Genomic DNA, 15,828 nt, shown 5'->3' with positions numbered 1-15,828 from the left:
GTCAAACGGAGCGAGGCAGTGTCAATTGAGCGAAAGTCTCAACAACCGGAGAAGCGCTGAAGGGTTGTGACCGGTCGCATCCATCGGCCATCACAGAGAAAACAATGGACTTCCCGCGGCAAACCTTGTCAAAACGGCCGGAGATTTCACCACTGGATTTTGCCGTGCCTGACCTGCCTCTCCTGCCTGTCACCGAGATTTTTCCCGCGCTGGACGGCGCGCTGGCGGGCGGCATGGCGGCAGTCGTTGTGGCGCCGCCCGGCGCGGGCAAGACGACGCTCATTCCGCTGCATCTGCTCAATGCGCCATGGCGCGGGGACAGGACCATCATCCTCCTGGAACCGCGCCGTCTTGCAGCGCGCGCCGCCGCCAGCCGTATGGCCAGCCTGCTGGGCGAGGAGGTGGGTGCCACCGTCGGCTACCGCATGCGGCTGGAAAACAAGGTTTCGGCCAAAACGCGCGTCCTGGTGGTGACCGAGGGTGTGTTCGCCCGCATGATCCTCGACGATCCCGATCTCAAGGACATCGCCGCCGTGCTGTTCGACGAATTCCACGAGCGCAGCCTCGATGCCGATTTCGGCCTGGCGCTGGCGCTCGACGTGCAGGCGGCGCTGCGGCCGGACCTGAAGCTCCTCGTCATGTCGGCAACGCTCGATGGCGCGCGCGTGGCGCAGCTTCTTGGCGATGCGCTGGTGCTGGAAAGCAAGGGCCGCTCCTTTCCCATCGAAACGCGGTATCGCGAGCGCAAGCCGGACGAGAGGATCGAAGATGCCATGGCGCGGGCGATCCGCGACACGCTGGCCACCGAGACCGGCAGCATTCTGGCGTTTCTTCCCGGACAGCGTGAAATCGAGCGTACCGCCGAAGCGCTCGAAGGGCGCGTGGGCGCGGACACGATGATTGTGCCGCTCTATGGCGCGCTTGAGGGCCGCGATCAGGATGCAGCGATACGGCCGGCGCCGCAGGGCAGGCGCAAGGTGGTTCTGGCGACGTCCATTGCCGAGACATCCATCACCATCGACGGCGTGCGCGTCGTCATCGACAGCGGTCTGGCACGGCTGCCGAAGTTCGAACCGTCCACCGGCCTGACCCGGCTGGAAACCGTGCGGGCGGCACGCGCGGCAGTGGACCAGCGGGCGGGCCGTGCCGGACGCACGGAACCCGGCATTGCCCTGCGCCTATGGCGCGCCGAACAGACGGCGGCGCTGGAAGCCTTTGCGCCGCCGGAAATTCTCGAGGCTGATTTGACCGGCCTTGTGCTTGATTGTGCCGCCTGGGGCGTTGCCGATCCGCGCAGCCTGACCTTTCTCGATGCGCCGCCCGCCCCGGCGATAAGGGAATCGAAAGCTCTGCTGGAAAACCTTGGCGCATTGGACGGCGACCGCATCACCCCGATGGGCCATGCCATACGCGCGCTCGCCCTGCCGGCGCGGCTTGCCCATATGGTGCTGACGGCGCGGGAACGCGGACAGGGCGCGCGCGCAGCGGACCTCGCCGTGCTCCTGACCGAACGCGGGTTGGGCGGCAATGATATTGACCTCGACGTGCGGCTTAGCCGTTTTCAGCGCGAACGCGGCGAGCGGGCAACGCGGGCGCGCGGGCTGGCAAAGCGGCTGGCCGGACGTGATGTTGTGCAGGGCACGGAGCCGGGCAGTGTCGGACGCCTGCTGATCGATGCCTATCCCGACCGGATTGCCAAGGCGCGCGGCAACGGCCAGTTCACGCTGGCCAACGGCCGCGGCGGCGAAATGGATGCGGCGACCTCGCTGGCGCGCGCGCCATGGCTCGTCGTCGCCGATCTGGCGGGCCGGGCCGGCAAGGCCCGGATACTGGCAGCGGCGGAAACAACCGAAGCCGACATCCGCGAAGCGCTGGGCGATCGCATCGTCAGCGGCCGGCAGGTCAGCTATGACGCAAACCGCAATGCCCTGCAGGCGCGCGATGCCACCCGCATCGGAGCCATTGCCCTGTCGGAAAAGACCCTGCCCGCCCCGAGCGGCAACCAGGCCAACCAGGGCGTTGCCGAGGCAGTGCGCAGCCATGGTCTCGATATCCTGCCCTGGTCGAAGGAGGCGACGATCCTGCGCCGCCGGCTTGCCTGGCTGCACAAGGGCCTCGGCGCTCCATGGCCATCCATGACCGATGCGGACCTGATTGCCGTGCTGGATGACTGGCTGCTGCCGTTCCTGCCGGGAACCGCCAATCTCAACCAGATTCCGGCGCATGTGCTTGTTGAGGGGCTGCGCGCGCTGGTGCCGCATGATCTGCAGCGGCGGATCGATGCGCTGGCTCCGACACATTTCGCGGTGCCGACCGGCTCGAACATTCCCATCCGCTACGATGCGGACGACCCGGTTCTCGCCGTGCGCGTGCAGGAACTGTTCGGGCTCGGGGTTCATCCTGCCATTGCCGGCGGCACAATCCCGCTGCTCTTGGAACTGCTCTCCCCGGCGCACCGGCCGATCCAGATCACCCGTGATCTGCCCGGTTTCTGGAAAGGTTCATGGGCTGATGTGCGCAGCGACATGCGCGGGCGTTATCCCCGGCATGTCTGGCCGGAAGACCCGGCGCAGGCACTGCCCACGGCCCGGGCCAAGCCGCGCGGCACATAGGCGGGCCGCAAACGATGCAAAACGAGAATTCCCTTTGCATCGGGTTTGTTCTAAAGCTCGCCCATGGTTCAAGAATTCAGCATACGTTCCTCATACCTGTCGCGGCGGCTGCGGCTGACGACGCTGATCCGCCTGCGTTGGCTGGCTGTCGCAGGCCAGAGCATCGCTGTTCTCTTCGTGGCGCTCTACCTGAAGTTTCCCTTCCCCGTCAGCATCTGCTTTGCGCTGATTGCCTGTTCGGCGTGGCTGAATCTCCTCCTGTCGTTCCGCTACCCCATAAACCATCGGCTCGAACCACGGGCGGCCATCACGGTTCTCGCCTTCGATATCCTGCAGGTGGCGGGCCTGCTCTACATGACCGGCGGGCTGCAGAATCCCTTTGCCGTGCTGATGATCGTCCCCGTCATCATCTCCGCAACATCGCTGCCCGCCTCATCGACCGTGACGCTCGGTGTCCTCGTGACGGTCTGCGCGACGGCCCTTGCCTATTTCCATCTGCCCCTGCCCTGGTACCCCGACCAGGCCTTGCAACTACCGTTCGTGCTGATTGCAGGGGTGTGGTGTTCCGTTGTTTCGGCGCTGGTCTTCACCGCCGTCTATGCCTACCGCGTTGCCGAAGAAGCGCGGCTTCTGGCGGATGCGCTCACGGCGACCGAACTGATCCTGCAGCGCGAGCAGCATCTTTCCGCGCTCGATGGTCTCGCGGCGGCGGCAGCGCACGAACTCGGCACACCGCTTGCGACCATCGCGCTCGTTGCCAAGGAAATGCAGCGGGCATTGGCGCAGGACGATCGCTTTGCCGAGGATATCGAACTCCTGCGTTCGCAGACCGACCGGTGCCGGGAAATCCTCAAGCGCCTGACCAGCCTGTCCTCGGAAAGCGAGGAACATATGTCGCGGCTGAAGATTTCCTCGCTGATCGAGGAAGTCATCGAGCCCAACCGCAATTTCGGCATCAGCATCGAGGTGACGAAGCTGCGCGGCGAAGGCAACGAACCGGTCATCCGCCGCAATCCGGGAATCATTTACGGCCTCGGCAATCTGGTGGAGAACGCCGTGGATTTTGCCCGCGAGACCATTCAGGTCAGCTGGGGCTGGACCGACAAGACGGTGCAGATCGTCGTTGCCGATGACGGCAAAGGTTTCCCGGCTGATATTCTCGACCGAATCGGCGAGCCCTATACCACCGGCCGCGACCGCGAGACCAATGAACATGGCGGCGGGCTGGGGCTGGGGCTGTTCATCGCCAAAACCTTGCTGGAGCGTTCTGGTGCGGCCATCACCTTCCGCAATCGCAATGATCCGGGGCAAGGCGCAGAAGTTGTCGTGACATGGCCGCGCAATCAACTTGATGAACAAAACGGATAACCTTTGACTTTTTGTTCATTGCGAACCATTAACGGAGTATATTTATAAGAAATGAGCAGGAAACCCTGATGGAACACACGGATCAGGACGATATTGCGGCCATAGGCGGCGATCGGACACTGTTGCTGGTCGACGACGACAAGCCCTTTTTGCAGCGCCTGGCGCGTGCCATGGAATCCCGCGGTTTCACCGTTGCAACGGCTGAATCGGTCGAGGCGGGACTTGCCAGCGTCAAGACGCACGCACCGGCCTATGCCGTGGTTGACATGCGGCTGGGCGACGGCAACGGCCTTGATATCATCGAGGCAATCCGGGCGCGCCGCGAAGACACCCGCGCCATTGTCCTGACCGGCTACGGCAACATTGCGACAGCGGTCAACGCCGTCAAGCTCGGTGCCATCGACTACCTGTCAAAGCCCGCCGATGCCGATGAGGTGTTTGCCGCGCTGACCCGCCGGTCCGGTGCCAAGGTTGCCCCGCCGGAAAACCCGATGTCGGCGGATCGCGTCCGCTGGGAACATATCCAGCGCGTTTACGAGATGTGCGACCGCAATGTTTCCGAAACGGCCCGCCGCCTCAACATGCACCGGCGCACCCTGCAACGCATCCTCGCAAAGCGCGCGCCGCGCTGAACTATTCCATATCCGTTTCGGGCAAGTGAATTCCGGACAATTCGGCCAGTGTCATCCGCGCCGCGCTCACCCGCGCAAAGCGCAGTGTCATCGCCTTGCGCGTTGCCCCGGACAATTTGTGCTCGGGCGCTTCGCGCAGGATTTCCGCGCCATAGCCATCCGACAGGATAAATCCGCAGTCCTGCGGGAAAATATCGGCGGGAACGCCGGGATGGGTGGCAAAGAACAGCCGGTCGCAGTGGGCCCGGTAATCCGGCCATTTCTTGTCGACCTTCCAGTCCTCGATCGATGATTTGATCTCGACGATCCAGATTTCACCGGTGCGCGACATGGCAACGAGGTCGGCCCGCCGTCCCGAAGCCAGCGGCAACTCCGGCATCACCGCCAGACCCAGATCAAGAAACAGCCGCTGCACGCCGCGGCGCACCAGCATGGCGTTCTCTGACTGACGACCATCGATGAGCGGGCTGGTCTGACCGGGAATCACAAGGGGCATGATGCAAGTATCGCTGAGATCGCTACAACCGAATACGGCAAAAATGCACCACTTGGTTGAGGATAAGTATGGTTAACAGAAAACTACGCTTTACGGTTAATCAAGCATTAACAATAATGGCAGTAATGAGGGAAGACAACTGAATCGCCTTAGATTCGGCCAATACTTGATGGGGTGACTATGCAACTCAAGACAATCGTCCTTGCAGTTGGACTGATGGGTGCAACTGCTCTGACGGGCTGTTCCACGATCGGCTTCAACTATTCCACTGCCTCCTATTCCTCCGTGACTGATGCCGGTTATGTGCTTCCAGCCATTCCCCGCGCCAAGATTCCGCCGCAGTTCCTGCGTCAGGAAGTTCGCTACGATGGCGGTGAAGCCGCAGGGACGATCGTTGTCGATACCAAGGCAAAGTTCCTCTATTTCGTCCTCGGCGACGGGCGCGCTATGCGCTACGGCATCGGCGTCGGCAAGCAGGGCTTTGAATGGCAGGGTTCGGCGCGCATAGCCATGAAGCGCGAATGGCCAACCTGGACGCCGCCGAAGGAAATGATCAAGCGCAAGCCTGAACTGGCCGAATTCCGCGAAGGCATGGATCCGGGCCTGCAGAATCCGCTGGGTGCCCGTGCGCTTTACCTCTTCAACAAGGGCGGCGATACCGGCTATCGCCTGCACGGAACGCCGGAATGGTGGTCCATCGGCAAGGCGATGTCGTCGGGCTGCATCCGCCTGATGAATCAGGACATCATCGACCTCTTCAACCGCGCCGAAGTGGGTGCAAAGGTCGTCGTTCTCTAATTCTCCGGCTTATGAATTGCTTGAAAAGGCTGCCCTTTGGGCGGCCTTTTCACACGCTCCAGGGGTTGATGGTCTTGACCCCTGTTGATGCAAAATCCGCAATATTGCGGGTTACCACAACCATGCCATGGACCAGGGCCGTTGCAGCGATAAGCGCATCGCGCTCCGATTGAGGGTTCGGGACGTGCAGGTGCGCGCAGCGTTGTGCGACAGCCGTGTCCACTGCAAGAACTCTTCCCTCGAACCGAGGTAACACCCAATTGTCCCGCCAAAGGCGCAGGATCGCCCCTTGTTGCGCATCCCTCCGGTCCACCAGCAGCAGCCCCTGTTCAATCTCCAGTATCGTAATGGCCGATAGGAAAAAATGCGAAAACGGTATGGTCGATGCCCAAGCCATGACGTTCGCATCGGCTCTATCCGGTCGGCGCATTTCGGAAATGAAATTGGAATCCAGAATAAACATCAGGACAGATCGGCCGGACGAAAACGGACATTCAGACTGGGTATTTCGAAATCAAAATCCGAGGGTTCCTGTTGCGCCAGGACGTCGGCAAGACTCTCCTGCCCCCCGGTGAGCTTCAGATATTCTTCCATGCTCAGGAGGACATGGGCGGGCCTGCCCCGATCCGTGATGAACACGGGGCCGTTGTTTGCTGCCTTCTTGACGTCGCTGGCATGCTGATTGAATTCTCTGCTCGAAACAGTTGTAATGCCCATAACGCACCTCTTTGAATTGTAGATATGTTACTACAAACTGGCGACGTAGACAAACCTAACCCGGCTGCCGCAATCTGATTTATTTGCCGAACTGATTTTTGCCGTGTTGACCTGATCGACAAGGCGCTCATAGATTGCTGCCGATGCGCATAACCGGGAAGGTCCACATGTTCAAAACGATTGCCACCACGCCATTCGATGACCAGAAGCCGGGAACGTCCGGTCTGCGCAAGAAGGTTCCCGAATTCCAGCAGCCGAATTACGTGGAGAATTTCATCCAGTCGGTCTTCGATTCCCTCGAGGGTTTCAGGGGCAAGACCTTGGTGATCGGCGGCGACGGCCGCTATTACAATCGCGACGTCGTGCAGATCGCCGTGAAAATGGCCGCTGCCAACGGTTTTGGCCGCGTTCTCGTCGGCCAGGGCGGCATTCTTTCAACGCCGGCGGCGTCCAATGTCATCCGCAAGTACAAGGCGTTCGGCGGACTCATCCTGTCCGCCAGCCACAACCCCGGCGGGCCGACCGAAGATTTCGGTATCAAGTACAATATCGGCAATGGCGGCCCCGCCCCGGAAAAAATCACCGAGGCCGTATTTGCCCGCTCCAAGGTCATCGACCGCTATCTGATCGCGGATGCCGCCGACATCGACATCGACACCGTTGGCAAGCAGCAGCTTGCCGGCATGGATGTCGAGATCATCGATTCCGTCTCGGACTATGCCGAACTGATGGAAACGCTGTTCGACTTCGATGCGATCCGCGCATTGATCAGGTCCGGCTTCACTCTGCGGTTCGATTCCATGCATGCGGTGACCGGCCCCTACGGCAAGGAAATCCTTGAACACCGCCTCGGAGCACCGGATGGAACCTGCGTGAACTTCGTACCGCTGGAGGATTTCGGCGGACATCACCCCGATCCCAACCTCGTCTATGCCAAGGATCTCTATGACCTGCTGATGTCGCCGGACGGTCCGGATTTCGGCGCAGCGTCCGATGGCGACGGCGACCGCAACCTGATCATCGGCAAGGGCATCTATGTCACGCCGTCCGACTCGCTGGCGATGCTGGCCGCCAATGCCCATCTCGCGCCGGGCTATAATGCCGGGCTGAAGGGCATTGCCCGCTCCATGCCGACCAGCGGCGCGGCCGACCGCGTCGCCGAAAAGCTGAAGATCGGCATGTATGAAACACCGACGGGCTGGAAGTTCTTCGGCAACCTGCTCGATGCCGGCATGGCAACGATCTGCGGCGAGGAAAGCTCCGGCACCGGCTCCAACCATGTGCGCGAAAAGGATGGCCTCTGGGCTGTGCTGCTCTGGCTCAACATTCTCGCCGTGCGCAAGGAGAGCGTCCAGCAGATCGCGCGGGAACATTGGGCCGCTTATGGGCGCAATTACTACACCCGACACGATTACGAGGAAGTGGATTCAGGCGCGGCCAACAGCCTGATCGACGCCTTGCGGGCCAAGCTGCCGACGCTTGCGGGCAAGACCGTGCAGGGCCTGACAATCACCACGGCCGATGATTTCGCCTATCATGACCCCGTCGACAAATCGGTAAGCGAACATCAGGGCATCCGCATTCTCTTCGAGGGCGGATCGCGCATTGTCCTGCGCCTCTCCGGTACAGGCACGTCGGGTGCAACGCTGCGGCTCTACATCGAACGCTACGAGGCCGATGCCGCGCGCCACGATCTTGAAACGCAAAGCGCGCTTGCCGACCTCATCCGCGCGGCGGATGACCTGACTGAAATCAAGACACGCACCGGCCGCGACAAGCCGAGCGTGATCACCTGACCTTCCAAGTCAGTGACAACAAAAGGGCCGCTTTTGCGGCCCTCTTATTGTCTGCAGCTTTATTGCGGCTGGTTACATACCGCAGCTGGCGTCAACAGTGGCACGTCCTTGCCATCCGGGCCAAAGGATGGCGGTATGTCTGTTGTCGGCTTTGATGCCCAGCAACTCGGTTTGTCACCAAGAGCAAAGCCGAGGGTTATGGGCTGTTTCGCAAATGGATCAATCGGCAGCCATGTACTGTCATGGGACTTGCCGTCAACCTTGACACTCTGGATATAGGTCGAGGCTGGCCTGTCCGCTGTGATCGTGATCAGCTTGCTGTCACCCCGCCAGACCACCGCCGTTTCGAAAATAGGGCTGGTCAAAGTCAAGCCGGGTACAGCCAGAATTTCCGGATAGAGGCCAAGTGCGCCCCAAACATACCAGCCAGAGGTGGCGCCTTCATCGTCATTGCCCGGCAATCCTTGCGGGGTATTGGTAAATTGCTCGCGCAGAACCCGGCGCACCAATGCCTGCGATTTATGGGGCTGGCTGGTCCAATTATAGAAAAATGGCGTGGCAAAACCTGGCTCATTGCCAACCCACAGATAGGGTGAGTTCGTCGCTGCATTGACATATTTTGTGAAAGTGTCGAGACGCTCAATCGCATCGGTTTCCAAATCGGGGTTGGCGGCCTTGTCCTTCACCAGCATCCTTAAGAGCCCGCGTATATTGTGAGGCACCATGTAGGTATATTGTTCCGCATTACCTTCCCGATAATTGGTCTTGTTATCAGTTGTTGGTGTATATTTTGGCCATGTGCCATCCGCGTTGCGCGGCCGCAATTGCGGATAGGGTTGGTCTTTCACCTTGCGCCATTCCGGATTGAACAGGTTGGTCCAATTGTTCGAGCGCTTTAACAGCATGGCTACATGATCCGATACGCCCCCGGCAACCAGTTGGCTGTTTTGTTTGTCAAGGGCAGCGATAAAGCGGGAGATGGCAAAATCCGTACTGGCATATTCCAACGTATTGGAGGTCGGCGTGTTATCGCCATACGTTTGGCCCTCGCCGACAGTGAGATAGCCGCGCTCCTTATAGTTCTTGATAAAGGGAAGAGTGGTTATGCGCCGGCACGTCGTCTTAACCCCAGTCGCCATGTCAAGCATGATCTTGCGTGCGGCAACGGTATCAAAGTTCTGCGCACCGAACGCATGGGTCTGCGCCACGATAATGGAAGCACCGTCGCCCGGCATGATATTGCTGTTAGAAGACCCTTCGACCCACATCGGGAAGACACCGCCACATTGTCTGGCATCATTGATGAGGGATTGCGCCATGTCTGCAGTCTCATTGGGAGCGAGCAAAGCCTGCATGGGGGCAAGGGAGCGATAGGAGTCCCAGCTGGAAAAGGTTGTGTAGTGGACTCTGTCCTTTTCGACCTTCTCCACAGTTCCCTTGCCGTCAAAGCTTACATAGGCGCCATTGACGTCGCTGAAAACCGAAGGGGCAAAGAAGGAACGGTACAGTGCGGTGTAGAATATTTTTTTCTGCTCTTCGGTACCGCCTGTGACCTGTATGGAATTAAGGCGCTCGTTCCAGAGAGAATCGGCCTTTTTACGCGCGTCATCAAATGTCAGCGATGCGCTTTCGGTCTCCAGATTTTCCTTGGCATTGGCAACACTAACATAGGAAACGCCGGCTTTCATGCCGATGGTGGTCGCCGCCCCTGGCTTTGCGGTAAAGGTAAAAGCCCAAACCGTGTAATATTTATCGCCGATAGTTTTACTTTCGGGAAGTTTTTCGTAGGTAAAAGGTTGATCGAATTGCGCAGAGAAGTAGATGTTGTACTCAGAGCTGTTGCAGAATTTGCCACCCTTTGTCCTGGCGGAAAATGTGCGTGTTGGAAGATCCACCTTGACGTCCTCTAAAGCATCGAACGTCAGCACGACACCCTTATCTTGGGGGAAGGTGAATCGCCCCACCCCGGTGCGGGTCGTCGCCGTCAATTCCGTTTTGATCCCATTATCGAATGTGACCTGATAATAACCCGGCCGAGCAATTTCCTTGTCATGACTGAATTTGGCGTTGCCGTCCGACTTACTGGACACTGGCTGAACCCTGAATGGAGCTTCTGTCGGGCAACCGACACCGCTCAGATTGATCATGGGAAAGCCATGGATCACGTCCGAATCATGGTGATAGCCACGCGGGGACCACACCTCGCTGATCACATCCGTCTCCGGCCCCCAGGAAACCATGCCGAAAGGCACGTTGGCACCCGGATTGACAAAGCCGCCAAGCATACTCTCGGTTTCCCCCGGCACGTCCGATGCAGGCGACTGACCCGAACCGATCAGCGGGTTGACATAGTGTGTCAAGGCGGCATCGACGCGAAAGCCGAGTGCGCCTTCCAGCATGGCGATGCGTTTGCTGAAGCCTTCGGCTGAAGATGCTCCGAGCTTTGCCTTGTCGACCGCATCCTTCAAGCCGTCGAGCTTTGCTTGCAAATCCGCAAGCTTCCCTGCATCGGCCTTGCCTGTCTTCAGCAGATCGATGTCGGCAAGCAGTGGGGCGAGAGCCGCCGCTTCCAGCTTCAGCTTGAGCGCCTTGCCGTAATCGTCCTTCAGTGCGGCAAACTGCTCCCGCAAGGGTTTGAGCCTGTCCAGATCGGCCTGTGTGGCGGCCGTTCGCCCATCCAGAGTTTTGACATTGTCCGTCAGCGACTTGAGGCCGGCATCCAGCTTGCCGATCCGGGGGCGGAGCTCCGTCAACGCGGCAACAGAGGCCTCTGTCTGGCCGACCCGGCTTTGCAAGAGCTCGGTACTGGACTTGAGCGCAGCCAGTGTCTCTTTCGAGGCCACGGCATCCCCTTGCAGAATTATGATGTTCGCCTGCACGGCGTCCAAAGTCTCCTTGAGCCCCTTGATCGCGGCCTGGTCCACGCCGCCGTTCAGCGGACTGATGTCTTCAGCAAAGGTGCCTTGCGCATCAGGCGTTGCCGGAGCCTTGTCATCCGCATTATTGCAGCCCGCCAGCATGGTGCTGCCGACAAGTCCGGCGATGAGGACGCGTCTGAAAATCATTGGTTCCTCCCAAATGAATTTTGCTTTTGAATTTGTGCTTGAAATTAAGAGTTGAAAAATGGATGTCGTGTCTGACACATGCGCGATCGCAACAACCGCGCTCTCGAACCGTGCTCCTCCCAAAGCAATTTAAAACGATTGAATACGGAGCCGGATTATTTCCTTAAGCCAATGGGTGTCAATTCGCTTTTAGTCAAAGAGAATGATTTAATGACGACCGCCCTGTTCTCCATCACATTGAACGGATGCCCAACATGTGAGGATACAGGCGGGATCAAAGCCGGGAAGGCCGTTTGCGGACCTCCCGGCCAAGGCCTATGACAAATGGTTACTCGAAAACAATCGCCGGCGCCGTCCGGCCGGGATTGGCTTTCGCCGCCTGCAGCTGCTCCCAGACCTTGGCCGCAATCTCGCGATAGACCTTTGCCTGCGGCCCATCGGGATTGCTGATGACGACGGGCTTGCCCGCATCGGACATTTCGCGGATTTCCATCACCAGCGGCACCTCGCCGAGGAAGGGAACGCCGAGGCGCTCGGCTTCATTGCGCGCGCCGCCATGGCCGAAAATGTCGTAGCGGTTGCCGGTGTCGGGCGCGATGAAATAGCTCATGTTCTCGACAATCCCGAGCAGGGGCACATCGACCTTCTTGAACATGTTGAGCCCCTTGCGCGCATCGATCAGCGCCAGATCCTGCGGTGTCGAGACGATGACAGCGCCTGCAAGCGGCACCTGCTGCGCCATGGTCAATTGCGCATCGCCGGTGCCGGGCGGCATATCGACCACAAGCACATCGAGATCACCCCACTGCACTTCGCGCAGCATCTGCGTGAGGGCCGACATCACCATCGGGCCACGCCAGATCATCGGGGTCTCTTCATCGACGAGAAAGCCGATCGACATGACTTTCAGGCCATAGCCTTCCATGGGCTTGAGCACACGGCCGGAGACGACTTCCGGGCGGCCGGAGAGATGCAGCAGGCGCGGCATGGACGGGCCATAGATATCCGCATCGAGAATGCCGACACGATGGCCGTTGGCCTGCAGCCCAAGCGCCAGATTGACTGCCGTTGTCGACTTGCCGACACCGCCCTTGCCAGAGGCGACGGCAATGATCGCGCCAACGCCGGGAACGCCGGATTTGACCGGTGGTGCTGCATGACCGTGCTGGTGCGGCGCAGCAGGCTGTGCGGCAACGCGGGCCGGAGGCACGGCACCGGCGGGTGCAGGGCGCTGGACCGGGCGCTGTGGAGCGGGGCGGGGCACAGCATCGTCGCTGGTGGGGCCGCCTTTTTTCTCGGCGGTCAGCGCGACGATGGCACCAGCCACACCAGGCATATTCTTGACGACCCGTTCGGCAGCGGCGCGCAACGGATCAAGCTCCTGCGCCCGCTCGGCCGGTACGGTTATGGAGAAGAACACCTTGTTGTCAGCAATGAAAATATCCGAGACAAGGCCCAGATCGACAATGTTGCTGTTGAAATCAGGCCCGGTCACCGTCTTCAGCTGATCGAGAACCTGTTCCTTGGTCACGCCTGCCATTGTATACTATTCCTTTTATTCCCTGCTGCTTCACATAGTGCAGTTGAACAGAAACGCCAATGGGGCAAAGCGCAACTTCCGCGGCAAACCGCCCCGCTGAGCGAGGCGGTCTGCAGAGCAATCCGCGCAAGCAGATCAGACTTTCTATACGCCCGGCACCTGCCGGGTCGCGATGTTGAGACGGTTCCAGACATTGACGTTGGCGATGGCCAGCACCAGATTGCCGAGCCGCTTTTCATCGAAATGTCTGGCGGCTTCGTTCCAGACGTCATCCGGCACCGGATCGGCCCGATCCGCAACACGGGTCACCGCTTCGGTCAGGGCCAAGGCGGCGCGCTCCGCCTCGGAGAAGTACGGCGTATCGCGCCACACGGACACGGCGAAGAGCCGTTCATCGGTTTCACCCGCCTTGCGGGCAAGGCGCGGATGCATGTCGACGCAGACACTGCAGCCGTTGATCTGGCTGGCGCGCAGATGCACGAGTTCAAGCAGGCCTTTCGGGAACTCGCTGTCACCGGTGGACGCAGCCAGTGCCTGCAGGGCTTTCATTGCTTCAGGGTTGATCATTGCCGGGTTGCTCATACGTGCTTGCATCATTTTTTCCTCTCGTTTGACTGACGCCCGAAACCAGATATCCGGGCTTTTGCTCTTGACGGTTTCCCGGACCCGATTTCTTGTCACATCGGCCGGATTTCGTTCGTCATCGCTTTGACGGAACATGGTGAGGAAACGTGACAGATGAACGAGAAAAAATTTCTGACCGAGCAATTCGAGGCCAATCGCACCCATCTGCGGCGGGTAGCCTACCGGATGCTCGGCTCGATGACCGAAGCCGATGACGCCGTACAGGAGGCCTGGCTGCGCTTCAGCCGGGCGCATACGGACGACGTCGGCAACTTGGCTGGTTGGCTAACAACTGTCGTCTCACGCGTATGCCTCGATATGCTGCGCTCGCGCACATCACGGCGCGAGGACCAACTGACTCCGCAAACACCAGAGCCCGTGGCAGGCCGCGAGTCAGGCGGCGATCCCGAACATGACATTGTAATGGCAGATTCGGTGGGGGCGGCTCTGCTCGTGGTGCTCGAACGGCTGGCCCCGGCGGAGCGGCTGGCTTTCGTGTTGCACGACATGTTCGGCATATCGTTCGACGAGATTGCGCCGATTGTCGATCGCACGCCGGAAGCGGCAAGGCAGTTGGCCAGCCGGGCGCGTCGCCGGGTGCAGGGAACGGATACCATTCCGGCCCGCAGTCTTGCCCGCCAGCGCGAGATCGTGAATGCCTTTCTGGCGGCTTCCCGCGGTGGCGATTTCAACGCGCTTCTGGCCGTGCTCGATCCGGATGTGGTGTTCCGTGCGGACAAAGCGGCGGTGCAATTGGGCGCAATGTCGGAAATTCGCGGTGCGGAAGCCGTGGCCAATACGTTCAAGGGACGCGCTCAGGGTGCAGTGCCAGCGCTTGTCGATGGCGTGCTTGGTCTCGTGGTCAAGGTTCGAGGCAGATTGCACGTGGTCCTGAACCTGACGATTGCAGGTGACAGGATCACTGCCATTGAAGCTGTTGCCGAACCTTCGCGCCTCAACGCGCTTGACCTGGTGGTGCTCCGGAAAGGCAAGGGCCGAAAGGAATGAGACCAGATGCCGGTCTCATTCTGTTTTGGAGGAAAATCTTCAGGAGCCGATGAGAAGCCGCAGCTTCTTCAGGGCCACATCGGTGGTTTCCTTGTAGTCAATGGTGCTCTTCAGGCGGGCATCCCGGTCGAGCAGCATCACCGATGCCGTGTGGTCCATGGTGTAGTCGCCATTTTCCGTCGGCACCTTGCGGGCATAGATCTTCCAGCCCTTGATGACCTTCTCCACTTCCTTGGGATCGCCGGTGATACCGGTGATCCGGTCGGTTAAGGCGGCCGTGTAGCCCTTCATCACCTCGGGCGTGTCCCGTTCGGGATCCACAGAGATGAAAAAGACACGCAAATCCTTGCCTTCATCGCCCAAAGCCTTGAGCCAGCCCGCCATCTCGAACAGCGTTGTCGGGCAAACCTCGGGACAATGGGTGAAACCGAAGAACAGCACCGTCGGATGTCCCTGGAATGCCGCTTCGGTGATCGGCGCGCCATTCTGGTCGATCAGCGAAAACGGCACGCCAAGCTTCACCGGCTCTATCTCGTTGCCCTTGCGGGCGCTGTAATAGGTGAAGGCGAGGAAGATCATCAGAACGGCGATGACCGACCAGAGTGCAATGCGGACGCGGCGAACATTCATCACTGGCCATGCTCCATGGAGGTCGCACCGGCAGCTTCCACATGCAGTTTGAGCTCAACCTTGCCGGCCTTCTCGAATTCGAGGGTTACCGGGACGTCTTCGCCCTTCTTCAAGGGCTGCTTGATCTCCAGCAGCATAAGATGCATGCCGCCGGGCTTGAGTTCGACGGTTCCGCCCGCGGGAATTTCCACGCCATCCGCAAGCTTGCGCATCTTCATCACTTCGCCGTCCATCTTCATTTCATGAACTTCGACGCGCGCCGCAACAGGGCTTGAGCCGCCCAGCAAGCGGTCCGCTTCCTTGGCCTCGTTGGTGATCGAGATATAGCCGCCGCCAACCTTGGCGCCCGGCAATGTGGCACGGGTGAAAGCGCCGGCGAATACGAGATTGCCGACTTTGACCGCATCCGTGGCTTCATGCTTTTGCATTTTGGCAGCACCTTCCTTGGCCATGGCCGAATGATCATGGGCCAATGCAGGTACGGCGAAGGTTGTTGCCAGCAAGAGGGCAGCAAATGTGAGAGTGGATTTCATGAACGTTCT

Annotated in this window: 14 protein-coding genes; 6 read left to right on the top strand and 8 right to left on the bottom strand. The window is 59.9% G+C overall.

Annotation, left to right across the window (positions count from 1 at the left end):
* The first annotated feature begins 164 nt into the window (after positions 1 to 164).
* From hrpB to ACP7B1_RS04355, 3 genes are all read left to right on the top strand, one after another.
* Positions 165 to 2,612, top strand: coding sequence for an ATP-dependent helicase HrpB (gene hrpB / locus ACP7B1_RS04365; RefSeq protein ID WP_346306983.1), 2,448 nt, complete (start codon positions 165 to 167; stop codon positions 2,610 to 2,612).
* Between the two features lie 63 nt (positions 2,613 to 2,675).
* Entirely contained in the window at positions 2,676 to 3,980 is a 1,305-nt protein-coding gene (locus ACP7B1_RS04360) for an ActS/PrrB/RegB family redox-sensitive histidine kinase (protein WP_223612219.1), read from the top strand.
* 68 nt (positions 3,981 to 4,048) lie between these two features.
* Positions 4,049 to 4,612 (top strand): ActR/PrrA/RegA family redox response regulator transcription factor, encoded by a 564-nt coding sequence (locus ACP7B1_RS04355; RefSeq protein ID WP_105737977.1) that lies wholly within the window; start codon positions 4,049 to 4,051, stop codon positions 4,610 to 4,612.
* A 1-nt stretch (position 4,613) separates the two neighbouring features.
* Here ACP7B1_RS04355 and ACP7B1_RS04350 read toward each other — a convergent pair whose 3' ends face one another.
* The gene (locus ACP7B1_RS04350) at positions 4,614 to 5,108 is read right to left on the bottom strand and encodes an MmcB family DNA repair protein (RefSeq protein ID WP_346307450.1); all 495 of its coding nucleotides are present in this window, start codon (positions 5,106 to 5,108) and stop codon (positions 4,614 to 4,616) included.
* A 180-nt stretch (positions 5,109 to 5,288) separates the two neighbouring features.
* On the opposite strand from ACP7B1_RS04350, the gene ACP7B1_RS04345 reads away from it, so the two are divergent.
* Positions 5,289 to 5,906, top strand: a complete 618-nt coding sequence (locus tag ACP7B1_RS04345; RefSeq protein ID WP_223612221.1) for a L,D-transpeptidase — start codon at positions 5,289 to 5,291, stop codon at positions 5,904 to 5,906.
* A gap of 49 nt (positions 5,907 to 5,955) precedes the next feature.
* Here the strand turns inward: ACP7B1_RS04345 and ACP7B1_RS04340 are convergent, their stop codons facing one another.
* A complete protein-coding gene (locus ACP7B1_RS04340) occupies positions 5,956 to 6,369 on the bottom strand; it encodes a type II toxin-antitoxin system VapC family toxin (protein WP_346307449.1) in 414 nt (137 codons plus the stop codon).
* Positions 6,369 to 6,623 (bottom strand): type II toxin-antitoxin system Phd/YefM family antitoxin, encoded by a 255-nt coding sequence (locus ACP7B1_RS04335; RefSeq protein ID WP_223612223.1) that lies wholly within the window; start codon positions 6,621 to 6,623, stop codon positions 6,369 to 6,371. Before ACP7B1_RS04335 ends, ACP7B1_RS04340 begins: the two co-directional genes overlap by 1 nt.
* Before the next feature lie 167 nt (positions 6,624 to 6,790).
* Between ACP7B1_RS04335 and ACP7B1_RS04330 the strand changes: the two genes are divergently transcribed.
* On the top strand, positions 6,791 to 8,419 hold the full coding sequence (locus ACP7B1_RS04330) for an alpha-D-glucose phosphate-specific phosphoglucomutase (RefSeq protein WP_346307448.1): 1,629 nt from the start codon (positions 6,791 to 6,793) through the stop codon (positions 8,417 to 8,419).
* 59 nt (positions 8,420 to 8,478) lie between these two features.
* On the opposite strand, the gene ACP7B1_RS04325 is transcribed toward ACP7B1_RS04330, so the two are convergent.
* From ACP7B1_RS04325 to ACP7B1_RS04315, 3 genes are all read right to left on the bottom strand, one after another.
* Entirely contained in the window at positions 8,479 to 11,484 is a 3,006-nt protein-coding gene (locus ACP7B1_RS04325) for a GH92 family glycosyl hydrolase (RefSeq protein ID WP_426136576.1), read from the bottom strand.
* 328 nt (positions 11,485 to 11,812) lie between these two features.
* A complete protein-coding gene (locus ACP7B1_RS04320; RefSeq protein WP_346305093.1) occupies positions 11,813 to 13,024 on the bottom strand; it encodes an Mrp/NBP35 family ATP-binding protein in 1,212 nt (403 codons plus the stop codon).
* A 144-nt stretch (positions 13,025 to 13,168) separates the two neighbouring features.
* Positions 13,169 to 13,618 (bottom strand): carboxymuconolactone decarboxylase family protein, encoded by a 450-nt coding sequence (locus ACP7B1_RS04315; RefSeq protein WP_346305094.1) that lies wholly within the window; start codon positions 13,616 to 13,618, stop codon positions 13,169 to 13,171.
* Positions 13,619 to 13,762: 144 nt separating this feature from the next.
* Here ACP7B1_RS04315 and ACP7B1_RS04310 point away from each other — a divergent pair, with 144 nt between their 5' ends.
* Positions 13,763 to 14,656 carry a sigma-70 family RNA polymerase sigma factor gene (locus ACP7B1_RS04310; RefSeq protein ID WP_346305095.1) on the top strand — a complete coding sequence of 298 codons (894 nt, stop codon included), beginning with the start codon at positions 13,763 to 13,765 and terminating at the stop codon, positions 14,654 to 14,656.
* Between the two features lie 39 nt (positions 14,657 to 14,695).
* On the opposite strand, the gene ACP7B1_RS04305 is transcribed toward ACP7B1_RS04310, so the two are convergent.
* Together ACP7B1_RS04305 and ACP7B1_RS04300 are read right to left on the bottom strand one after the other, a co-directional pair.
* The gene (locus tag ACP7B1_RS04305) at positions 14,696 to 15,286 is read right to left on the bottom strand and encodes an SCO family protein (RefSeq protein WP_346305096.1); all 591 of its coding nucleotides are present in this window, start codon (positions 15,284 to 15,286) and stop codon (positions 14,696 to 14,698) included.
* Positions 15,286 to 15,819 (bottom strand): copper chaperone PCu(A)C, encoded by a 534-nt coding sequence (locus ACP7B1_RS04300; RefSeq protein ID WP_346305097.1) that lies wholly within the window; start codon positions 15,817 to 15,819, stop codon positions 15,286 to 15,288. The genes ACP7B1_RS04305 and ACP7B1_RS04300 overlap by 1 nt, the downstream gene beginning before the upstream one ends.
* Positions 15,820 to 15,828 lie beyond the last annotated feature (9 nt).

Source organism: Phyllobacterium sp. SL163 (assembly GCF_049896885.1).
Classification (GTDB): domain Bacteria; phylum Pseudomonadota; class Alphaproteobacteria; order Rhizobiales; family Rhizobiaceae; genus Phyllobacterium; species Phyllobacterium calauticae.
This window is presented reverse-complemented; position numbering and strand designations above follow the sequence as displayed.